The following is a 23,060-nucleotide window of genomic DNA, read 5'->3' as shown; positions in this document are numbered from 1 at the left end:
ACCCAAACGCTGATATGTTCGATCAATTGACGTTTGGGTCTTTGTGAGATTCACAGACTTATGTTCCAAGCTATTTTAGGTTTAACATATAATACATGATATATTATAAGAGGGATGAAAATTAAAATCGAAAGCCGTAGCGTTTGGAAATTACATCATAAAAACCAAGTGAATTGTAGAGTGCTTTAGTTGCAGCATTGTTCCGTCCCGTCTCTAGTTCAATTCCTTTGATTTGTTTTTGCTCAGCCCAGTAAATGATACGTAAAAGTAGCTTCTTGGCAATTCCACGATTACGAAATTCTTTTGTCACAAATAGATCATTTAACCAGATATACTGTCCACCTTTACCTAAGCTGAGGCCAACATTTAAAAAGGCAGCGCCGACAACTTGTTTTTCTTCGCATAGAGCTATAAAGAGGTGAGCCTTTGAATTCGGTTCAAGCGCACGGTTTATCGTTCGCTCAAGCTCAATGCGTCCATCCTTTGGACCGATGGACTCCATTTGTTCCATTAACAAATCAACAATTTGGGAACGCAGGGTCGTATCAGCCCCATTATCTACTTCCATAATCTCAACCATCGTTTTCCTCCTAACAGAACAATTAGCACTCTATAAGTTTATCACAAAAAAGCTTATAGAAAGACCATAAGTCACGGTATTACTTTATGGTCAGGTTCAGCACTTCCTCAAGATAGTCTGCTATGCCATCCTCTTCATTTGTTCCAGTCACAAAGTTGGCAGTGGTTTTTAACTCAGGGATAGCGTTACCCATGGCAATGCCCTTACCAGCGTATTCAATCATTTCGAGATCATTATCTTCGTCTCCGAATGCAATAATTCGTTCACGTGGAACACCATAATAATCAGCAATGCGCTTTAATCCGACTGCTTTATTTACTCCTGCACGAATAACCTCAATAATACTCCAAGGTGCTCCCCAAACTCGTTGTTCAATGACTTCTGCATGTGATTGATCAAGAAGGTCTCGTAATGCTTCACTTTGATTCTCTTGAGGGTGAATTAATACAGAGGTTGGATTGTCCTTTATTAACCTTAATAAATCACCATATTCCAGGGGATCACGTCCTGCAGTAAAGGCCTCTACAAATAATTCATCCTGATATCTTAAATAAAAGTCATCAATAACCTCAACCATAATGTTACTCACATTAAAAGCCTCGCAGGTTTCAATGACGGTTTTAGCGGTCTTAAGGTCAAGAGGAGTGTGAAAGGCTCCAAAGGCAGGTTCGTCTGGATGATGAACAAAGGCCCCATTAAAATTAACCATCGGGGTATTTAAAGCTAATTCCCGATAATACTGAATAGAAGCTCTCACTGGTCTTCCTGTTGAGATCGCTACGAAGTGGCCTTCTGCTTTTGCTTCGGCAATTGCTCGTTTAGAGCGATTAGAAATTTGTTTATTGTCGGTTAGCAATGTCCCATCAAGGTCCAATGCAATGAGATGTTTAGTGGTCATAAGTAATTCCTTTCTGTTCAATACACTTATAAGTTCACGTAATTGTGCCAAATCCCTACCTGCTAGTACGCTTTCATTTGTGGTATAGTGTAGAAAACAAATGGCTTTTAAGCGGGATGAGAGATGCCCGTCAGTAAGGAGGAGAACCTCGTGGAGTCAGTGTGGACATCGTTCGGGTTTCGTGCATTATGGACACCGGAACTGTTAGTAGGTATTGTTATTCTAGCTATTTTGTATGGGTGGCTAATTCATATAGAAAAAAAGCGTGTCGCAGTTGATAAGCACACCAAACTACGCCATAAATTGTATTTTGGCTTAGGTCTGCTTGCACTTTATGGTGGCTGGGGCAGTCCGTTCTATTTAACAGGTCATATGATCATGAGTATTCATATGCTGCAAATGGTTTTGGCTTATTTTGTAGCCGTACCTTTGTTGTTATTAGGTATCCCTACATGGCTACTTGAACAAATGTCAGCCTACCTTAAGAAAAAGGGACTTCAGCCAGTTATTCGTTTAATCGGTAACCCGATTTTAGCGCTTTTTCTATTTAATGGCCTCTTTTCATTCTATCATGTCCCTTTTATGTTTGACAGTCTGATGCAATCACCTGTGTTACATAGCTTCTATCAGTATGCTTTACTCTTTGCTGCTGTATTAATGTGGTGGCATATGTTAGCCCCACTTCCGAGTGCGTATCGTTTGTCAGACCTACGAAGAATTGGGTATATCTTTGCAAACGGAATCTTAATTACACCTGCATGTGCACTCATTATATTTGCACCAGAAACGATGTATGCTACATATACAGACCCGCTGGTTTGGGCTAATGTTATGTCATATTGTCTGCCCGCAGGTTCGGAAATACCTATGGGATTATTTAACGGTCCAGCAACATTTAATCTTCTAGACGCTAGAATGGATCAACAGCTCGCTGGAGTTCTTATGAAGATCATGCAGGAAATTGTTTATGGTATTACAATTGGCTATGTATTTAAACAATGGTTACGTAAAGAAAAGCAGCAAGAGGGTGCAGTGACTATAAGTGACGTTCCTACAACGCATTAAGGGAGAGATGAAAGTGACTAGGTCTATTATTTTCAGCTGTATGCTACTGTTCTTGGGTGGATGCAGTTGGATGTATGCTATAGATGGAGAAGATGAAGAGAATTTTGATATTAGTGCTGCAGGTATGGAGGTTACTGAACTCGAATTCTTGAATCAAGAAGGGGAAGAGCAACAAACAAATGACTTTGAAGGAGGGTATTGGCTAGCAAATATGGTATTCACCTCTTGTCCAGAAATCTGTCCAATAATGTCTCCAAACATGCAGAACCTGCAGGCGACAGCCATAGACGAAGGGATCCCACTCCAATTTGTGTCCTTTACAGTGGACCCTGAAACAGATTCACCAGAGCTATTAAAGCAATATGGGACTAATCTAGGGGTAGACTATAACTCTTGGACCTTTGCCACGGGTTACGAGCAGGAAGAGATTGAGACCTTTTCGCTTGAAACCTTTAAATCTCCTGTACAGAAAGTAGAAGATGGTTCAGATATCCTTCATGTAACGGCATTTTTTCTAGTAGATGACGAAGGAACAATCATTAGAAAATATGATGGCTTAGAAACCGATCAAACAGCTATCGTTCAGGATCTGAAGGACACGATAAAATAAATAATTATACATGATTTTTGAATAAATAATAAACGTTTGTTGGCAAAAGAGCGTAACCCGATTCACGATAATTGGGTTACACTCTTTTTTATTTGCGTGTAAAAGAAAAGAATAGATTAAGTTGAAAATAAAATAAAAATACAGTTGAATTTATTTTTATTCATATTTATAATGAAACACAAGAGAAAATCATAGAGATATAGAAACGGAGCGGGAGCTAGATGAGAATTGGTATTGTAGGGGCAACGGGATATGGTGGAGCAGAGCTTCTGCGTCTATTAAACAATCATCCCGAAGTGAAAAATATTCACTTATATACATCATCTAAGGATGGTGTACATATTGATGAAACGTACCCACACTTAAAAACAGTGTACGATAATACGTTACAACCGTTTAATTCAAAGGACGCTGGTAGCCAATCGGATTTAGTATTTATGGCGACACCACCGGGCGTTTCAGCTGAACATACTCAGGAGGTTAGGGAAGCGGGTGCCAAGGTCATTGATCTATCAGGTGATTTGAGATTAAAAGATCCAGACGTTTACTCTGCATGGTATAAGCGCCCTTCCGCACAAGCAGAAACCATTCATCAGGCCGTATATGGATTAAGTGAGTGGAATGAAGAAGCGATTCGCTCAGCGTCTATTATTTCCAATCCAGGATGCTATCCTACTGCGGTTTTATTAGGTCTTGCACCTCTTATTCAACAGGATGTAGTAGATACGCGCTCAGTAATAATTGATGCGAAAACAGGTACGTCTGGTGCGGGACGATCGGCGACAATGGTTACTCATTTTAGCGAAATGAATGAGAACTTTAAGATCTATCAAGTCAATACTCACAAGCATACACCTGAAATCGAGCAGCAGCTTTCCATATGGAATAGCAACATGGGTGCTATTACATTCCAACCCCATTTAGTTCCGATGGTCCGAGGAATTATGGCTACCATGTATCTTCAGCTGAATAAGCAGCTCACTGTCGAACAAATAGCTGATCTATACAATGAAGCATATGACAACAAACCATTCGTAAGAGCAAGAAATAACCATAGCTTTCCAGCAACAAAAGAAGTATATGGTAGTAACTACTGTGATATTGGTTTATCGTATGATGAGCGAACGGGAAGATTAACAGTGGTATCTGTTATAGATAATATGGTAAAGGGAGCAGCGGGTCAGGCAATTCAAAACATGAATATTATGAATGGCTGGGATGAAAAAACAGGGTTGAATTTCACCCCTGTTTATCCATAAAGGGGAGTTTTTAAAGATGGAGATGACAAAGCAATCAACATATGTGGAGTTAGTAGAAGACGGGTCTATTTTGACACCAGAAGGATTTAAAGCGACTGGGATCCACGCAGGATTAAAGAAAAAAAGAAAAGATCTTGGGGTTATTTTATGTGAGGTACCAGCAAATGTAGCAGCTGTTTATACATTAAATCAAATTCAGGCTGCACCCTTAAAGGTGACACAGGAATCCATTGCAGTGGATCACAAAATTCAAGCATTGGTTGTGAACAGTGCCAATGCCAATGCTTGTACTGGTGAGAGAGGGCTGCAAGACGCTTATACGATGCGCCAAGCCTCCGCTGAACAATTTGGTCTTGATCCACATCTAGTTGCTGTGACATCAACTGGAGTGATCGGAGAATATTTGGCCATTGATAAAGTGAAAGCAGGAATTACGTTATTGAATCCAAACAATGAAGCCGGTGCAGCGGTTGATTTTAATGAAGCTATCTTAACAACAGATACAACAACGAAGCAGACCTGCTTTCAAACAACAGTTGATGGGAAAACCGTCTCAGTGGGAGGTGTTGCCAAAGGATCCGGTATGATTCACCCAAACATGGCGACGATGCTTTCCTTTGTTACAACGGATGCTGTAATTGAATCTGACGTTTTGCAAAAAGCTTTATCATCCATAACAAATCAGACGTTTAATCGGATTACAGTAGACGGTGATACATCTACAAATGATATGGCGGTTGTAATGGCTTCAGGATTAGCGGGTAACCAAACGTTATCACCTGAACATCCTGACTGGGAAGCCTTTTATGAAGCATTAAAGCTTGCTTGTGAATCTCTCTCTAAGCAAATAGCCAGAGACGGCGAGGGAGCTACTAAGCTAATAGAAGTACAAGTTGTTGGAGCTCTAAACGATGAAGAGGCAGGAAAGGTAGCCAAACAAATTGTTGGCTCTGACCTTGTAAAATCAGCAATCTATGGAAAGGATGCCAACTGGGGCAGAATTATTTGTGCCATTGGCTATAGTGAGTGTACGCTCGATCCAGATTCCATTGATATTGCTATAGGAGATCTATTGACCTTAAAGAACAGTCAACCTGTTGAATTTTCAGAGGAGCAAGCAACGGCGTATATGACAAATAAAGATACAATCATCATTCATGTGAATCTAAATATTGCACATGGTGAAGGAAAAGCATGGGGCTGTGATTTAACCTATGACTACGTTCGTATTAACGCGGGATATCGTACTTAAACAAAAGGGGGTGCAATAATGTCAGGGATTGTAGTGATTAAATGTGGTGGAAGTACGTTAAGTGACCTATCGGATGCTTTTTTTCACAGTATTGTGCAACTAAAGCAAGAAGGCAAACATCCCGTTCTGGTTCATGGTGGGGGTCCAGATATTAATCGAATGCTTGAGCAACTTTCTATCAAGAGTGAATTTGTTGAAGGACTAAGGAAGACCACAACAGATGTGCTAGAAACCGTTGAGATGGTGCTCTGTGGAAGAGTTAACAAAAAGCTTGTGAAGCGGACTCAGGATAGTGCTGGATTAGCAGTTGGATTAGCAGGATGTGACGCAAACCTTCTTATGGTTCGTCCTGTGGACCTTGATAAGCTTGGATTTGTTGGGGAACCGATATCTGTACACACAGACCTCATCCACTCACTCATTGAACAAGACCTAATTCCAATTATTGCGCCAATTGGCGTTGATGAGGATGGTATTCACTACAATGTGAACGCGGATACTGCAGCAGGTGCGATCGCTGAGGGATTAGATGCTGAAGAACTCGTATTTGTAACAGATGTAGACGGAATCTTAAAGGACGGAAATGCTCTAGATCACGTGACGGATCATGAGGTTCATCAGTATATAGACCAAGGAGTAATATACGGGGGAATGATTCCAAAGGTTCGCGCAGCTCTTAAAAGTTTAAATGGATCATTACCGTTTGTACGAATTGTTAATGGCAAACATGCATTATTTGCGGCAGGAAAAGGGTTAAAGGGTACAAAAATTACGAAGCAGGCAACCATTGAATCTGTTTCATAAAAAGAGAGCAGGGATCCTATGAGTTCATTGTTTCCAACCTATCAAAGATGGGAGTTAAGCGCAAAATCGGGAAAAGGAGCGACATTAAAAGATACGAATGGAGCCACCTACCTTGATTTTGTTGGAGGAATAGCGGTTTGTAATCTTGGGCATTGTCATCCAAAAGTAATAGAAGCTCTTACTACGCAAGCAGAATCATTATGGCATGTATCTAACTTATTCCAGATTGAAGGACAGGAACAAGCTGCAGCCATGCTTGCTGAGCAAAGCAGTGGAGATTATGTTTTCTTTTGTAATAGTGGAACAGAGGCAAATGAAGCGGCGATAAAGCTGGCAAGAAAGCATTCTGGAAAAAATCACATCATTAGTTTAAAGAATTCCTTCCATGGTAGAACACTTGGAAGCATGGCGGCGACAGGTCAGTCTAAAATTCATGAGGGCTTTGGGACGATGTTACAAAGCTTTAGCTATGCAACCTTTAATGATATTGAGTCAGTTAAAGAACAAATATCAGCTGATACGGCCGCGATTATGATTGAAGTGGTCCAAGGAGAAGGTGGAGTTCGAATAATAGAGCCTGAATTTGCACAGCAGCTTCAAGCCCTTTGTAAGGAATATCATATTCTTTTAATTGTTGATGAGGTGCAAACCGGAATTGGTCGAACAGGGAAGCCATTTGGTTATCAGCATTTTGATCTATCACCAGACATTATCACTGTAGCAAAGGGACTAGGGAATGGTTTTCCAGTTGGCGCGATGATTGGAAAGGACTTTCTTCAGCCAGCATTTCAGCCAGGTAGCCATGGATCAACCTTTGGAGGCAACCCATTAGCGATGGCTGTAGTAAAGGCAGTCCTCGAAACCGTTTTTGAGGATCAATTTCTTCAGCAGGTGCAAGAGAAAGCTGAAGTGTTTCAAACCTATCTTCACCAATCACTTCAAGGCAAAAAGAGTGTCAAGGACATTCGAATTCTTGGTTTAATGGCTGGTATTGAATGCCATGAACCGGTTGCTGAATTTATTACACAAGCGAGAGAGAGAGGATTATTGGTTCTACAGGCTGGACCAAATGTCATTAGACTCTTGCCTCCACTCGTTGTAACGAATGAAGAGCTTAAACAAGCAGCAGATATATTGGCACAGGTTGTCGATCAAAAGACAGCGGCAGTTTAATATGCCATCAGATGAATAAATAAACGAAATGAAGAGTAAATATACATTTCGAAAGGGAGGGCCATCATGAAGGGCTACGTCGTACTTGAAACCGGCGAACAGTTTGAAGGTGTGCTACACGGAGTAGAACAAGATCAAGAAATACACGCAGAAATCGTTTTTTTTACAGGCATGACTGGCTATCAGGAAGTATTGAGTGACCCTTCCTTTAAAGGACAAATGGTCGTGTTTACGTATCCGTTAATTGGAAATTATGGGATTAATCCTTCTGATTATGAAAGCATCGAGCCCCAGGCAGAGGCGTTACTCATTAGTGAGTTAAACGGTACAGGTCATCATTATGAATCGAATCAACCTCTTGCTAGCTGCCTCAGCCATGCGGGGATTCCATATGTAACGGGAGTGGACACACGAGCGATTGTAAAAAGAATTCGTAAGCACGGGGACATGAGGGCGGTTCTGACCACAAATCCTGTGGCGGTCAACTTTAGTCACTCTAAACCTTTGGGAGAACAAGAGATTGTGCCTTCAGTATCTGTTCAATCAATTGAGACGTATGGATTAGGGGCTCATCATATTGTATTAATGGATTATGGATACAAAAAATCAATTTTAAGTGAATTGCTAGCACTGGGTCATAGAGTTTCGGTTGTACCTTATGATACCTCCTACAAAAAAATAAACGAACTAAAACCTGACGGAATCCTGTTATCAAATGGACCAGGTAACCCTAAGCAGCTTGAACAGTTTCTACCAACCATTAAAAAGTTAGCTGAAACGTATCCTACACTTGGTATTTGTCTTGGACATCAGCTATTAGCTCTAGCCTTTGGTGGTGACACAGAGAAGCTAAACTTCGGCCACCGGGGAGCCAATCAACCAGTCATTGATCGTCAAACGCATAAGGTTTATATGACATCACAAAATCACAGCTATGTAGTGAACGAAGCATCCTTAATTAACACTTCATTAACTGCTAGGTTTTACAATATAAATGATGGGTCTATAGAAGGGCTAGAACACCAAACGCTGCCGATTCTTTCTGTTCAGTTTCATCCGGAGGCACATCCAGGACCAAGCGACAGTGCAGAGCTATTTACACTATTTAATGAGATGATGAGTCAAGGGAGAGAGAGCTTGTATGTATAAGAAGGGAGACCTGCAGTCAGTACTCGTCATTGGATCAGGTCCAATTGTGATTGGTCAGGCTGCGGAGTTTGATTACGCAGGTACTCAAGCCTGCATGGCATTAAGAGAAGAAGGTATTAGAGTCATTCTTGCGAACAATAACCCTGCGACAGTTATGACCGATGAAGCATGTGCAGATGTCGTCTATTTTGAACCACTCACTGTGGCGAGCATTGAAGCTATTATCAAAAAGGAGAAACCAGATGGATTGCTGGCCACGTTAGGAGGTCAAACAGGACTTAATCTAGCTTTAGAGCTTCATGACTCCGGGATTCTTGCCGCAAATAACGTGGATCTTCTTGGTACTCCAATTGACTCCATAAAAAAGGGAGAGGATAGAGATTTATTCCGTTCATTAATGAATGAATTAAATGAGCCTGTTCCTGAAAGTGAGATTGTGACAACGGCAAATGAAGCCATTGTTTTTGCTGAGAAGGTTGGTTATCCAATTATTGTCCGCCCGGCCTATACATTAGGTGGAGCTGGAGGTGGCATTGCCAAGGATGAAGGGCATCTTCTTCAAATTGTATCTGGGGGTTTAGATTTAAGTCCCATTAATCAATGTTTAATTGAAAAAAGCATCGCTGGCTTTAAAGAAATTGAGTACGAGGTTATGCGAGACGCAAATGATACATGCATTACGGTGTGTAATATGGAGAACATCGATCCTGTTGGAATTCATACGGGGGATTCGATTGTGGTTGCACCTTCCCAGACGCTAACAGATGTTGAATATCAGATGCTTCGTTCAGTATCCGTTAAGATTATCCGGGCGTTAGGAATTGTTGGGGGCTGTAACATCCAATTTGCACTAGATCCAAATAGTAAGCAATATTATTTAATTGAAGTAAACCCACGGGTGAGCCGTTCTTCGGCGCTTGCTTCCAAGGCGACTGGGTACCCAATAGCTAGAATGGCAGCAAAGCTCAGTATCGGCTATTTGCTGCATGAATTAAAGAATCCAGTAACAGGTCATACGTATGCTAGCTTTGAACCTGCTTTAGATTATGTTGTTGTTAAATTTCCTAGATGGCCTTTTGATAAGTTTACGCAAGCGGATCGCTTACTTGGTACTCAAATGAAGGCCACGGGTGAAGTGATGGCAATTGAACGTCATTTAGAGGCTGCACTGCAAAAAGCAGTCCGCTCACTGGAGTTAAAAACTCAAGGGTTAAAGCTTGTTTCTATGAAGTCTTGGTCAACTGAACAGCTATGGCAGGTTGTCACACAGCCAGATGACAGGAGATTTTTCGCAATGCTTGAATTACTACGTCGCGGTGTAACAAAAGAACAGCTTCATTCAGCTACTGGGATTAATTCATATTTTTTAAGTGCTTACGAGAATCTTACTCATGCAGAGAAGCTCATCCAAGCAACCAGTATTGAAGCAGTTAGTAAAGCAGAGCTGCTTCATTTTAAAAAGTTGGGATTCACCGATTTGATACTTGCTGAATACTGGAAAGCAAGTGAACAAGATGTAAGAGCTCTTAGAAAAGCACATGGCTTATCACCTTCATATAAAATGGTTGACACCTGTGCTGGTGAGTTCGCTGCATCGACAGCTTATTACTACTCGAGTTGGGATGGTGAGAATGAGGCGATCCCGAGTGACAACAAGAAAGTACTTATTCTTGGATCAGGACCTATAAGAATTGGGCAAGGAATTGAGTTTGACTATTGTTCCGTACACGGGGCCTATAGCTTGCGCAATTTAGGCTACGAAACGATCATCATGAATAATAATCCAGAAACCGTGAGTACCGATTATGTAACAGCTGATCGTCTCTACTTTGAACCGCTAACTGTGGAAGATGTTCTTTCCGTTGTGGAGCTAGAACAGGTTGAAGGAGTGGTTATTCAGCTAGGCGGTCAAACAGCTATCTCATTACTTGAAGGACTGGAAGCAGCAGGTGTCCACGTATATGGAACGAGCTTTGATACCATTGACCAATTAGAGGATCGTGGACGATTTTATGAATTCATGAATAAAGTTGAAGTGCCACATATACCTGGTATTACGGCTCACAATGAATCAGAGTTGTTTCAGGAAGCTAAAGCTATCGGTTACCCTGTGTTAATCCGTCCTTCCTATGTTATTGGTGGTCAAGGCATGCGAATTTGCACGTCAGAGGAAGAGCTAGCGGCTTATTTAAATGAAAACGAAACGGTGTTATATCCACTCTTGCTTGACGCCTACTATCCTGGGAAGGAATTAGAAGTTGATGTGCTGACGGATGGAGAAGATGTGTATATAGCAGGAATCTTTGAACATATTGAGAAAGCCGGTGTTCACTCGGGAGACAGCCTGGCCGTTACTCCTCCATTCTCACTTTCAACTCAAGTGAAGGAAACGGTTTTAAACTATACAAAACAAATAGCAAAAGGCATGGACTTTAAAGGCATATTTAATATCCAGTTTGTTTATCATCAGGAAATCTTATATGTCATCGAGATAAACCCTCGTGCCTCAAGAACCGTGCCCATTTTTAGCAAAGTTAGTGGAGTATCATTAATTGATAGCACTGTAAAGCTGTTAATGGGTGCAACATTGTCTGAAGCAGGGCTTGAAGCAGGAGTTGCAAAAGAAAATTCATTCTACACAGTTAAAGCCCCTGTGTTCTCTTATCAAAAGCTTTCAGCCCTTGATCCATTGCTTGAAGCAGAAATGAAATCAACAGGTGAACTAATTAGCATAAGTCATTCACTGCCTGAAGCCTATCACAAAGCCTTTGCCTGGGCACAGGGTCAGGTGCCAGCCTTGTATAAACAAGAAGGCTCTATTTACCTAGATATCCATGATGACTATCAAGAGGTAGTTACACCTTATAAGCAACTGCTTAGTGAGCACGGCTTTCGCTTAGTGGACACTGACTTTGACAATTGGCTGCTCACTAAGGATGCCATTGCCTTAATCAGCTTACCTAAACCAGGATTTAAAAATGGCAAGGATCTTCGCATATCAGCCTTGGCAAACAGACTAACCGTCATTTCTGAATTAAATACACTTGAAGCCATGCTTAAGGGACGTAATGCTGACGCTATTTCCGTCCGTTCTCTACAAGAATGGAAGCAAAGTGATCAAGTCCCAGTATCATAAAATAAGAAAGGAGCACCAAATGTCACATTCACCTGAAATCGCACCTGCCAGTATGACAGGACGTCACCTCTTATCATTTTTGGAGTACAGCTCCGAGGAAATTAACCAGCTCCTTCATAGCGCAAAGACCTATAAGGAACATCCAGAATTAAAACAAGGCGTCCTTTCTGGGAAGTCATTAGGCATGATTTTCGAGAATGCCTCTACTCGTACACGTGTTTCATTTGAAGTTGGACTTACTCAAATGGGGGGACATGCATTATTTCTGAGCCCACGTGATCTGCAAATTGGTAGAGGTGAACCAGTTAGAGATACGGCTCAGGTCTTATCTCGGTACTTAGACGCCATTATGATTCGGACAAACTCTCATGAGCTCGTTGAAGAGTTTGCCCATTATGCTACGGTTCCAGTCATCAATGCACTCACAGATGCATATCATCCATGCCAGGCATTAGCGGATTTATTAACCATCCAGGAACAAAAAGGGATCCTAAAAGGTCTAAAGCTTGCCTATTTCGGTGATGGTAATAATGTTGCGCATTCGCTTTTAATTGCAGGGGCAAAAATGGGAATGCATGTTGTCTTAGCTACTCCATCTGAGCATAAGGCCGATCAAGAAATTGTAGCACTTGCAAAGGAAATTGCATTAACGACCGAAGCCATTATCGAAGAGACAACAGATGCACATTCAGCAGCTAAAGATGCTGATGTCGTCTACACAGACGTGTGGGCTAGTATGGGTTTTGAAACAGAACAGTCCTTACGTGAACAATCTTTAGCTGCTTATCAAGTAAATGAGGAGCTGCTTTCAGAAGCCAAAGAGGATTATATCTTCTTACATTGCCTCCCCGCTCATCGTGGAGAGGAAGTAACGGCTGAAGTAATAGATGGCAGCCACTCCGTCGTGTACGATCAAGCGGAAAATCGACTTCATGCACAACAGGCTATTCTTGCGGCATTAATTGGCTGAGTAAATCCTAGTTTAATGCGGGAAAAATAGATCCTAAGGGAGGGATTACCTTGGGACAAAGTCGACAATTCATTGCTGGACAAAAAGCTCCGAATAATGGAATTTACGTTGAAATTGGGGAAACGGGCAGTACGGTGAATGACCCGCAGTCTATCCAATTAAAAGCAGGTCAGACATTTCCTGAATTAACTAATCACAATCGTAAGTGGACACCAAAGCGTAAGCCTTAACTTGAAACTGTTACAAAGCCATTTAGCTTTGTAACAGTTTTTTTTAATACTATTTGGTTAAGGGGAGTCATATAATGAGGAACACAAACAAATGAAACCCAAATAGAGGCAGTAAATGCATGAGTTTGTAAAGTCGGTGAAGTCTTTATAACTAGGCTTATGTTCACCTCAGTAGGAGTCTCCGGCTTCTCCTGTAGCGGCGCCATTCAGCTCATTTTTAAATGACTTTTTCAGTGGCCCAGATGAAAAGGTTTAATGAGCTAACTCGACTTCGTCGATTTAGCTCATTACCTTCCCGCGGTAAGCGTGCCCTCATTATCGGTAGCGGTAGCCGAAGAAACAAACCAATGGCCTTTCTTTATCTCTATACATCGATGTCATTTACACAAAAGTATAGACTTATCGTATAGTGACCTAATTTGCTTGAATCATGGTCCAAGTCTAGGGACTAGTGCATACGCTATCCATATCAGTGACTGTATTGATTAGGAGAATGCACGATGTATGTATCACGTTATTACAAACTAAATAACCGCTGGAATGTGAAGTATATACCTGATAAACCAAATGGATTTGCTGTATTTTTAATCAGTGGTCAGAATGATTCTGTTGAGGAGGAAACGTCAATATGGGAGCACCATCCTGAGAAAAGGGTGTTTCTTGAGAGTCTTCTTAAGCGGGGTTACACAGTGTTAACATCCGAACTCATTCCAAATCATTGGGGAAATGATGCAGCCTGTATGCATTCTGAGCAGATTATTCACCTTCTGCAAAAGTCTGAGATAGTAAACAAACAAATTCATCTATTTGCAGAAGGTACAGGAGCTATCGCAGCTTTAAAATTACTTCGACGCGATGAGATTCAATTTCGCTCGATGATATTTTTTAATCCGTGCATTTACATTGAAGCATATTATGAGTTAGAGAAACAAAACAGACTTTATTATAAGAAGATGAAGCATGAGCTTGCCACTGCTTATGGTATGAAACCAGAACGAATTCACTCACAGTGGGCAAGACAGATTGTGGAACCTTCATTCCAAAAAATTTGGCCACCACTACTGCTCATTCATCGTATGGATGAAAAAAGATTTCCGTTACCCTTTCATTCACGAAGGTTGGAACAAGAATTAATACGCAAAAAACAGCTTGTTTTTTTAAGATTATATAGCTCTACTAGGCCATTTCATTCAATTGTTGAGCCGACGTTACTGTTTTTTCAGAAGCATGAGCATGTACTGTAACCCTCTTTGTAAATTCGGAAAGAGGGTTAAATGTATTGATGTAAAGGAGAAGAGCCGTGAAAAAAGCTGTAGTTACCGGAGGACTAGGTTTTATCGGATATCACCTTTGTCAGGCCCTGTTAGAAGAAGGTGTGGAGGTAATCTGTATAGATATAAACCAAAAAGAATGGAAGCAGGAGCATGAAGAAAAGCTTATGAGAATGGGGCGTAATGCGCTCTTTGAGTTCTTTCATATGGATCTTGACCAAATAGATTCTCGTTTGAAAACTCATTTATCATCAGCAGACGTTGTTTTTCATATGGCATCCCCAGTTTCAAAAGATAGCAAATGGCCGATGAAGCATCAAACCATCCATCAGGCAAATATGTGGGTCCAGCAATTGTGTGAGGGGATGAAAGAGAATGCTAAATTCATTTTTCCATCAACAGTAGAGGTATATGGAGATGTGCCAGGTCTTATAACGGAAGATACCCCCCTACAACCAGTATCGCCATATGGAGTAATTAAGGCGGACGTAGAAGAGTACATTAAAAAACAAACGCCAACAAACAGTGTCCATTATCAAATTGTAAGATTGCCTACAATCTACGGTCCATGGCAACGACCTGATATGACGTTTTGTCAGCTTATTCGAAAACAGCAAGACATCTATCAGGACCGTTCCACCTTGGATGTGCTTTATGTGACGGATGCAGTGGCTGGGTTAATTCTCTCGGCAAACAGTAATGATACTTCAGAGATTTATCATTTGTCTTCTGGAGAAGAGGGGCGATGGTTTACTTGCGCTAAACTTTTGGGTGCTGAAGCAGACTTATTAAAACGTACTCATTCCAGATCTTCACTCAGCCCCGATAAAGCTAAGAATCAGCTAGGCTTTGAAGCAAGGATGCCGATTGAAGAGGGAATTCAGTTACAGATAGACCATGAAAAACAATGGCAGAAGCTTCGAGACGTTTAGCTTTCTCGTTGTAAAATTTCAATGCGATTACGAAAAGGGTCGTACACATAAAATCGTTTATAGCCCTCATAACGAGTGTCGAACTCAACGTCAATTTGATACTGTTGAAGCCGCTCTGCAAGATCTTCTAAATGAGAAGTATAAAGAGCAGGGTGGGCTCTTTCTGCAGGGACAAAAGGTGTTTCAATCCCAATATGTAAAGAGATACTTCCTTGTTCAAACCAGCAGCCACCATTGGCTCGCATTTGTGCGGGCTTTTCAACTTCCGTAAACCCCAAGATGTCTTTGTAAAACCGGCGTGCTTTCTCTTCACCACCAACCGGCGCAGCTAATTGAACATGATGTATGGATTCTAAGTATTCAGTCATTTTTCATTCCTCCTCTTCTTTCTTTAAGTATACCTGATCTTGGAAGTAAGGTGCATTGGTTTTGATTAGATAGCTTAGTGAATCAGTAAATAACCTAAATTATCGTATAAAATAGCCAAATATAAGAATAACGAGAAGCGTAAAGCTCATTCAGACTAAGGTCCTCGAATCAGAATCACAAACTGAGTGAACAAATGAATGAAGGAATATATGTATAAACTAGCGAAGTGTATTTCCGAAGCGGAGCCAACCTACCTCTCCCGTTTTAACAAAGAAGGCCCAAACGCTGATGTTAGATCAACATCAGCGTTTGGGCCTTTAAAAGAATCAAATGCTTATATCTGAAGCTCGGTCAAGTGCTTATTAATATGTAAGGACTAATTGTAATATCGACCTAAAACTAGCGTACAAAATAGGAGGGGCGACACCTGCGGAATAAAAAGGAGGTCACTGAAAAGGTCATTTAGAAATGAGCACATTTGCACCGCTACAGGAGAAAACTTCGCTTTCCACGGGAACGGCCTCAGCCCTTGAAGTGGAAGGGCGCCACTTCAATGTCTTCAGACTCGTTCTGTTCCGTAGGAGTCTGCGTTTTCTCCTTCCGCTCTTATTCCCGATCAGACAAATGACCATCATTCCTGTCTAAAGAAATGAGGGTTGTTTTTTTGTTTGATAGAAGGTTCACTATCATATAAAGCTTCTTTTTCAGTAACCTCGGTAAAAAGGTTCATTGTATAAGATGGCGAAGCCCGTTAGTACAGGTACTCCCTCGGTAAGTGTACCCCATTTTCGGGAGCGAAGATCGAAGAACTCATACTCAGACTTGCCCCAATTTCCTTATGTACATCTGCAAGTAAATAAGTTGAAAAGTTATCTGGACTCCACGTAAGTCATCTCTCATATACTTGATGCCACCACTCTCACCAAGCGGACGAAAATGGTGGGCTGACACCTGCGGGATGAAAAGGTTCATTGAGATAAAAGGGCGAAGCCCGTTAGCTCAATACCTTCCCGCGGTAAGCATGCCCCCATTTTCGGGAGCGACAACCGAAGAACTGTTACTCAGATAACCTCCAATTCCTCTATGTACTTAAGCGTATGAAGTGTATTCTGGAGTAACATCTACCCTTATTTGTACAATAAAAAAGCCGAACAATGAATGGAGAGACTCCAACATTCTTCAGTTTTTAGATTAGTTATAATTCTTTTGTCCAGCCTCATTCGAAAATCCACTTCACGAACTAAATTAAAGGACGAACAAATCACTTGAATAGGATTTACAGAACCGCTACAGTAGAATTCTTCGCACCCGCAAGAACGGCCTCAGCCCTTGAAGTGGAAAACCACCACTTCGATGTCAGTGACTTGAAAATACGTGATACACTACATTGGAAAACAAACAAATAATAAATTATGAGACATCTATCTTTATTTCCTAAGCGGAGACTACCTCTCCCCTAATAACAAAGAAGGCCCAAATGATGATTTGAAAGATCAAAATCATCATTTGGGCCTTCATAAGGATCAACACTTATGTCTCAGGCTCTATAATAGTCACATTCCTATTGTTCTTTAAAAAACGAATTCTCATGGAAGGTGAGGTCAGGATATTTTTCTTGGGCGGTACGCATTTGGAATTCGTTTTCAAATAATGCCACAATGCGCTCGTCTCGATCCGTGACAAGATTTTTTTGTGTTTTTTTGAACTTAGTAAACGCTTCTTCTGGACCAGTTATCCAGCGAGCGAAAGTAAACGGCTGACGTTCTAACTGAATGTCTACGTTGTACTCGCTTTTTAATCGTTGCTCAAGCACTTCAAATTGAAGCACACCAACCACTCCCACAATTTGCTGCTCTACAAAGCGATTATAGGTTTTAAACAGCTGAATTGCACCTTCTTCGGTTAATTGATGAATACCTTTTTCAAACGATTTGTGCTTTAACGCCTCTTTTACTGAAATGGCGCTAAAGTGCTCTGGTGAGAAGTGAGGCATCTCTGCAAACTCAAAAGAGCCACCCTCCACAAGAGTATCCCCAATACGTAAATTACCTGGATCAAATAACCCTAGAATGTCCCCTGCATAGGCCTCTTCAACAATATTACGAGATTGAGCCAGAAGCTGAGTAGGCTGAGCTAACTTTATATTTTTGCCAATCCGCACATGCTTGACAGACATGCCACGCTCAAATTTACCAGAAGTGATCCGTAAGAAAGCAATTCGATCACGGTGAGCAGGGTTCATATTCGCTTGGATTTTAAAAATAAAGCCTGAGAACTTTTGATGCTCTAAAGGATCAATCAGACCATTTGAGCTATTTCTTGGGGCTGGGCAAGGAGCAAGATTTAGCATATGTTCCAGATAGGTCTGAACACCAAAGCTTGAGACAGCACTACCAAAAAAGATTGGAGTTAGTTGTCCATTGGCAATTAATTCTGCGTTGTACTCATCTCCTGCGACATCCAAGAGCTCAATTTCTTCACGGAATTGTGAAACAAGTTGTTCATCATTAATCGCTTCATCTAATTTAGGATCATCTGGTCCCGAAAGTTGGATGATATCAATATCTTTTGGGTTATCGGGGTTATAAAGCTCCAGCTTCTTTGCATGACGGTCATAAACACCTGAAAATGACTGTCCCATTCCAATTGGCCATCCCATTGGGTAAGAACGAATGCCAAGCAAATCCTCAAGCTCTTCCATTAATTCAAATGGATCACGTCCTTGACGGTCAAGCTTGTTAATAAATGTAAAGATGGGTATACCACGCATCCGACAGACTTTAAATAGTTTTTTGGTTTGGGCTTCGACCCCTTTTGCTACATCAATAAGCATCGTCGCAGAGTCAGCTGCTGTTAATGTTCGATACGTATCTTCACTAAAGTCCTGGTGGCCAGGCGTATCTAGAATGTTGACATTGTATCCATCATATTCAAATTCAAGCACCGAGCTTGTTACCGAAATTCCACGTTGCTTTTCGATTTCCATCCAGTCACTGACGGCGTGTTTACTGTTTTTTCTACCTTTAACAGTACCAGCTTCACGGATGGCACCACCAAAAAGCAATAGCTTCTCTGTTAATGTTGTTTTACCCGCATCGGGGTGCGATATAATCGCAAAGGTTCGTCTTTTTTCGATTGCCTCTTTATAATTCATTCTATATCCTCATTTCTTTCAGTAGGTCTTACAGTTTTTGTTATTTATCAAATTACATGTGTTATGTTAATTCTTACATTAACGTCTACCACCTTAATTAAGCGCACAAAATTGGAAGGTCGCCACCTACGAGATGTACAGGTGGTCACTGAAAAACGATCTTTCTAAGACTGTAAACGTTCATCAATTGTTTAACTCAGAACGTTAGCGAAAGGAGAATCCGTAGACTCCTGCGGAACAGAACGAGTCTGAAGACATTGAAGTAGTGGTTTTCCGCTTCAAGGGCTGAGACCGTTCTTGCGGGTGCGTGGGGTTCTCCTGTAGCGGCGCCAGTCTGCTCATTCTTACATGACTTTTTCAGGGACCTTGATGTACAGGGCAAGGTTGAAGTGAACTGGAAAGGCTAGTATAGTTCAACGCCTGACCTCGGGTAAGGGTGCTCTCCAATTTCGGTTTCCCGCTATTGTATATTACATAGAAATATCATAAATCCTGTTCATATGCACACTGCTTTTTATTATAGCAAGGTTTCAGCCTGAATACATCCTTCTGAAAAAAATAGCCTAGTAGCGAAACCTATAAAACAAACAGCTCGTAACAAAGAGTGGAGACATACTTAAGGATGGGAGAGGTTTATTCATGCAAGACTTTATTATTACCTTTGAATTCGAAAATTCCAGCTCTAAGCAAATTATGCTAACAAAGGAATCATACCAACAGCTTGAGGATGAGATCACACAATCAACGAATCAATGGTGGACAATTAAAGGAGAGCTTGTCAATTTATCGAAAGTGATGAGCATTAAAATTGTCAATCTGACAGAACAGCGAGGACTAGCGTAAGCTAATACTTGCGATGAACTCGTGACCATAGTATCTTTGAGTAGATATATTTGAATGAGGTGGATACAATGGTCAATCCAGAGTTAAATATGAAATTAATGCAGCTAGCCATGAAGCACCTTCCAGAGGGACAGGCGTTTTTTAATCAAAAAGGAATTGAGCTAGACTTTGAGGATATGCAGCCTATGCTAGAACTTTTTCTAAAAGTAATGGGTGAAGCGTACGAATTGGGTAAATCAGAAGCAGAGACACAAGAATAATAAAAAAGACTCAGACGGTGAACCGTGATGAGTCTTTTTCTATGGAGGCAATTGTAATGAATAAGGAAGACAAGCTTAAAGCATTAGGTGAGGAAATGAAAAAAGGAATTGAGTTAATTAGGGATAAGAAGGACCAAGAAGGACTCGAGAAGCTACAGCCCTTTGCTGAGCTTATGCGTTCAGGAAATGCAAGGCAAATGAGGGTATTTGTGAACATTGGTCTTGCTCAGTTACGTTTACAGGATATTGAAGGATTTTTGCAAACGTATGAAGAAGTTCAAGGTATTCCAATTAAATCAGAAAAGGATCAAACGTTACGTAACGAGATGGATGAGTGGTTTAAGTTATTGATGGAGCGATTAGAGAAGGAGCAATAAAAAAAGAGCAGAATCTTAATAAAGGTTAAGATTTGCTCTTATCTTTTGGATCTGTTGTATCACTGGAAAATTCTTTTATTTTTTTTGAGAGAAATGATTTAGCAGCTGTCGCCATTGGCGCTAGCTGTTCAATCACTGGTCCCATGGATTGAACAAGTTCTATGACCTGTTCCATTTGCGAGGCGTCTTTGTTTTCTGTATCTTTTGATTCAGATTTCTTACCCTGCTCAGCCTTTGGCTCAGGTCTTGAACCAAACATCATATTCGAAAAAAAATCATCCGGTCTATCTCGTTTAGGCTCTTGATCACTCATAACTTCACCTTCCTTAGGATTAATATATGATATGAAAATGCCTGGTGTGTGAGGGTATATGCCTGTTTTGGGACGCTCTGAGCGAGGGCTCAGTCTAGACAGAAAGATGAGTTTACAGTAAACTTAGTATCAGGTACTAATAATTTGTCGTAACACATGTGCGAGAGCCTAGTGTGAGAGGGGAAAACAATCATGGCAAATGCAGGGATTTTGGGTATGGGAAGCTACATTCCTGAGCGAGTGTTTACAAATGCAGACTTTGAGAAAGTGTTGGATACGTCAGATGAGTGGATTCGTACAAGAACAGGTATAGAAGAACGCCGCTTTGCTGGTGATGATGTGGATACATCAGATATGGCATATGAATCAGCTGTTAAAGCCTTAGCACAAGCTGAGGTCAAAGCGGAGGATATCGACCTTATTTTGGTTGCTACGGTTACACCAGATATGGCATTTCCAACAGTTGCTACTCTTGTTCAGAAAAGACTCGGGGCTGTGAATGCTTCTGCAATGGATATCAGTGCGGCCTGTGCTGGCTTTATTTACGGTATTGTGACAGCCCAGCAATTTATTGAGACCGGTGCATACAAAAATGTTCTTGTTATCGGTGTGGAGAAGCTTTCAAAAATAACTGATATGAGTGATCGAAATACAGCTGTACTTTTTGGTGATGGCTCAGGAGCTGCTGTTGTTGGTTCTGTTACTGAGGGTAAGGGAATTCTCTCTTTTGATCTTGGTGCAGATGGCGGCGGTGCTATGCACATCAACAAGCGAGGCGATTTTATGGAGATGAATGGTCGCGAGGTATTTAAATTTGCGGTCAGACAAATGGGGGAGTCTTCATTAAAAGTCATCGAAAAAGCAGGTTTAAATAAGGAAGATGTCGATTATCTCATTCCACATCAAGCAAATATTCGCATTATGGAATCAGCAAGAGAGAAATTGGACCTTCCTTTAGATAAAATGTCTGTAACAGTTAATAAATATGGAAACACTTCCTCTGCTTCTATTCCAATGGCAATGGTAGAGGAGCTTGAGCAAGGTAAAATTAAAGACGGAGATGTATTGGTCTTAGTAGGTTTTGGTGCAGGTCTTGTATGGGGATCCATCGCCATCCGTTGGGGAAGATAAATACAGATAACATAAAGGAGCAGATATCGTGGATAAAAAACGAGTAGTGATTACAGGAATGGGTGCCGTAACACCGCTTGGATTAGATGTAGATTCAACGTGGGAAGGAATTAAAGATGGGCGAACTGGAGTAAAACCACTTACACGTGTGGACGCTGATCAATTTCCAATGAAGGTTGCAGCCGAAATTACAGACTTTGAACCAGCTAATTATATGGACAAAAAAGAATCACGTAAGATGGACCGTTTTACACAATTTGCAGTTGCCTCAGCTACGATGGCACTAAAAGATGCGGGCTTAACGATTGATGAATCGAACTCTGCACGAGTTGGAGTATGGATTGGTTCAGGTATTGGTGGAATGGAAACCTACGAACAGCAATTTAAAAGCTTTCTTGAAAAAGGACAGCGTAGAGTTAGTCCGTTTTTTGTCCCAATGCTAATTCCGGATATGGCATCTGGTCAGGTGTCCATTTTAACAGGCGCAAGAGGCGTTAACTCTTGTTCAGTCACAGCGTGCGCGAGTGGAACAAATTCCATTGGAGATGCTTTTAAAGTTATTCAACGTGGTGACGCGGACGCAATGATTACAGGGGGGGCAGAAGCGCCAATTACAAATATGTCGATTGCAGGCTTTTGTTCAGCTAAAGCAGTAACTCACAATGAAGATCCGGCCAAAGCATCGCGCCCCTTTGATGCTAATCGCGATGGATTTGTGATGGGTGAGGGAGCAGGGATTTTAATTCTTGAAAGCCTAGACTCAGCTCTTGAGCGTGGAGCTCATATTTATGCTGAAATCGTCGGCTACGGTGCAACAGGAGACGCACACCACATTACAGCTCCAGCTCCAGGTGGAGAAGGTGGAGCACGTGCCATTCAGATGGCTATCGATGATGCAGGTTTGCAGCCTGGAGATATTCAGTATATTAATGCTCATGGAACAAGCACACCACTTAACGAGAAGTTTGAAACAATGGCTATTAAGTCTGTTTTTAAAGAGCATGCTTATGATTTGGCAGTGAGCTCAACGAAATCAATGACTGGCCACTTACTTGGTGCCGCAGGAGCGGTAGAGGCCATTTTCTCTATTAAAGCAATTGAGGAACAGATTCTCCCTCCAACTGTTAACTACGAAACGCCAGATCCAGATTGTGATTTGGATTACGTACCGAATGAAGCACGGAAAGCAGATGTTACAGCCGTTTTAAGTAACTCACTTGGTTTTGGCGGACATAACGCAACATTAATTTTTAAGAAATTCCAGCAATAATTATATAGGAAAAA

22 protein-coding genes are annotated in these 23,060 nt (G+C 41.2%); 17 read left to right on the top strand and 5 right to left on the bottom strand.

What is annotated here, in order from left to right; translation table 11 throughout:
- Positions 1–121 precede the first annotated feature (121 nt).
- Both FN960_RS12375 and FN960_RS12370 read right to left on the bottom strand, forming a co-directional pair.
- Complete coding sequence (locus FN960_RS12375; RefSeq protein WP_143849046.1) at positions 122–580, bottom strand: GNAT family N-acetyltransferase; 459 nt, start codon at positions 578–580, stop codon at positions 122–124.
- 79 nt (positions 581–659) lie between these two features.
- Positions 660–1,478 (bottom strand): Cof-type HAD-IIB family hydrolase, encoded by an 819-nt coding sequence (locus FN960_RS12370; RefSeq protein ID WP_143849176.1) that lies wholly within the window; start codon positions 1,476–1,478, stop codon positions 660–662.
- A gap of 150 nt (positions 1,479–1,628) precedes the next feature.
- On the opposite strand from FN960_RS12370, the gene ctaG reads away from it, so the two are divergent.
- The 12 genes from ctaG (at position 1,629) to FN960_RS12310 (ending at position 15,329) form a co-directional block, all read left to right on the top strand.
- Complete coding sequence (ctaG, locus tag FN960_RS12365; RefSeq protein ID WP_143849045.1) at positions 1,629–2,543, top strand: cytochrome c oxidase assembly factor CtaG; 915 nt, start codon at positions 1,629–1,631, stop codon at positions 2,541–2,543.
- A 13-nt stretch (positions 2,544–2,556) separates the two neighbouring features.
- Complete coding sequence (locus tag FN960_RS12360) at positions 2,557–3,153, top strand: SCO family protein (RefSeq protein ID WP_260681994.1); 597 nt, start codon at positions 2,557–2,559, stop codon at positions 3,151–3,153.
- A 221-nt stretch (positions 3,154–3,374) separates the two neighbouring features.
- A complete protein-coding gene (argC, locus tag FN960_RS12355; RefSeq protein WP_143849044.1) occupies positions 3,375–4,412 on the top strand; it encodes an N-acetyl-gamma-glutamyl-phosphate reductase in 1,038 nt (345 codons plus the stop codon).
- A 16-nt stretch (positions 4,413–4,428) separates the two neighbouring features.
- Positions 4,429–5,664, top strand: coding sequence for a bifunctional glutamate N-acetyltransferase/amino-acid acetyltransferase ArgJ (gene argJ, locus FN960_RS12350; RefSeq protein WP_143849043.1), 1,236 nt, complete (start codon positions 4,429–4,431; stop codon positions 5,662–5,664).
- Positions 5,665–5,682: 18 nt separating this feature from the next.
- Complete coding sequence (gene argB, locus FN960_RS12345; protein ID WP_143849042.1) at positions 5,683–6,468, top strand: acetylglutamate kinase; 786 nt, start codon at positions 5,683–5,685, stop codon at positions 6,466–6,468.
- A gap of 18 nt (positions 6,469–6,486) precedes the next feature.
- Positions 6,487–7,641: an acetylornithine transaminase gene (gene argD, locus FN960_RS12340; RefSeq protein ID WP_143849041.1), complete on the top strand. Its 1,155-nt coding sequence runs from the start codon at positions 6,487–6,489 to the stop codon at positions 7,639–7,641.
- A gap of 66 nt (positions 7,642–7,707) precedes the next feature.
- On the top strand, positions 7,708–8,790 hold the full coding sequence (locus FN960_RS12335; protein ID WP_143849040.1) for a carbamoyl phosphate synthase small subunit: 1,083 nt from the start codon (positions 7,708–7,710) through the stop codon (positions 8,788–8,790).
- Complete coding sequence (gene carB / locus FN960_RS12330; RefSeq protein ID WP_143849039.1) at positions 8,783–11,926, top strand: carbamoyl-phosphate synthase (glutamine-hydrolyzing) large subunit; 3,144 nt, start codon at positions 8,783–8,785, stop codon at positions 11,924–11,926. Before FN960_RS12335 ends, carB begins: the two co-directional genes overlap by 8 nt.
- 19 nt (positions 11,927–11,945) lie before the next feature.
- Positions 11,946–12,896, top strand: a complete 951-nt coding sequence (gene argF, locus FN960_RS12325; RefSeq protein ID WP_143849038.1) for an ornithine carbamoyltransferase — start codon at positions 11,946–11,948, stop codon at positions 12,894–12,896.
- A 44-nt stretch (positions 12,897–12,940) separates the two neighbouring features.
- Positions 12,941–13,126, top strand: a complete 186-nt coding sequence (locus FN960_RS12320; RefSeq protein WP_185971028.1) for a YjzC family protein — start codon at positions 12,941–12,943, stop codon at positions 13,124–13,126.
- A 500-nt stretch (positions 13,127–13,626) separates the two neighbouring features.
- Positions 13,627–14,370 carry a hypothetical protein gene (locus FN960_RS12315; protein WP_143849036.1) on the top strand — a complete coding sequence of 248 codons (744 nt, stop codon included), beginning with the start codon at positions 13,627–13,629 and terminating at the stop codon, positions 14,368–14,370.
- A 56-nt stretch (positions 14,371–14,426) separates the two neighbouring features.
- On the top strand, positions 14,427–15,329 hold the full coding sequence (locus tag FN960_RS12310) for an NAD-dependent epimerase/dehydratase family protein (protein WP_143849035.1): 903 nt from the start codon (positions 14,427–14,429) through the stop codon (positions 15,327–15,329).
- Here the strand turns inward: FN960_RS12310 and FN960_RS12305 are convergent.
- Positions 15,326–15,697: a VOC family protein gene (locus FN960_RS12305; RefSeq protein WP_143849034.1), complete on the bottom strand. Its 372-nt coding sequence runs from the start codon at positions 15,695–15,697 to the stop codon at positions 15,326–15,328. The two genes, FN960_RS12310 and FN960_RS12305, sit on opposite strands and share 4 nt — an antisense overlap.
- Positions 15,698–17,259: 1,562 nt before the next feature.
- Complete coding sequence (locus tag FN960_RS12300) at positions 17,260–18,852, bottom strand: peptide chain release factor 3 (protein WP_143849033.1); 1,593 nt, start codon at positions 18,850–18,852, stop codon at positions 17,260–17,262.
- 639 nt (positions 18,853–19,491) lie between these two features.
- On the opposite strand from FN960_RS12300, the gene FN960_RS12295 reads away from it, so the two are divergent.
- The 3 genes from FN960_RS12295 (at position 19,492) to FN960_RS12285 (ending at position 20,332) form a co-directional block, all read left to right on the top strand.
- Positions 19,492–19,695, top strand: coding sequence for a hypothetical protein (locus FN960_RS12295; protein WP_143849032.1), 204 nt, complete (start codon positions 19,492–19,494; stop codon positions 19,693–19,695).
- Between the two features lie 68 nt (positions 19,696–19,763).
- Positions 19,764–19,955, top strand: coding sequence for a ComZ family protein (locus FN960_RS12290; protein WP_143849031.1), 192 nt, complete (start codon positions 19,764–19,766; stop codon positions 19,953–19,955).
- Between the two features lie 56 nt (positions 19,956–20,011).
- A complete protein-coding gene (locus tag FN960_RS12285; protein WP_143849030.1) occupies positions 20,012–20,332 on the top strand; it encodes a hypothetical protein in 321 nt (106 codons plus the stop codon).
- Positions 20,333–20,357: 25 nt separating this feature from the next.
- Here FN960_RS12285 and FN960_RS12280 read toward each other — a convergent pair whose 3' ends face one another.
- Complete coding sequence (locus FN960_RS12280; protein ID WP_143849029.1) at positions 20,358–20,645, bottom strand: hypothetical protein; 288 nt, start codon at positions 20,643–20,645, stop codon at positions 20,358–20,360.
- Positions 20,646–20,837: 192 nt separating this feature from the next.
- Here FN960_RS12280 and FN960_RS12275 point away from each other — a divergent pair, with 192 nt between their 5' ends.
- Together FN960_RS12275 and fabF are read left to right on the top strand one after the other, a co-directional pair.
- Positions 20,838–21,776, top strand: coding sequence for a beta-ketoacyl-ACP synthase III (locus tag FN960_RS12275; RefSeq protein ID WP_143849028.1), 939 nt, complete (start codon positions 20,838–20,840; stop codon positions 21,774–21,776).
- A 28-nt stretch (positions 21,777–21,804) separates the two neighbouring features.
- Positions 21,805–23,046, top strand: coding sequence for a beta-ketoacyl-ACP synthase II (gene fabF / locus FN960_RS12270; RefSeq protein WP_143849027.1), 1,242 nt, complete (start codon positions 21,805–21,807; stop codon positions 23,044–23,046).
- Positions 23,047–23,060: the final 14 nt, after the last annotated feature.

Origin of the sequence: Alkalicoccobacillus porphyridii (assembly GCF_007293315.1) — a bacterium.
Classification (GTDB): domain Bacteria; phylum Bacillota; class Bacilli; order Bacillales; family Bacillaceae_D; genus Alkalicoccobacillus; species Alkalicoccobacillus porphyridii.
Note: the sequence above shows the minus strand (reverse complement) of the source record. Positions and strands in the feature narration are given on the sequence as shown.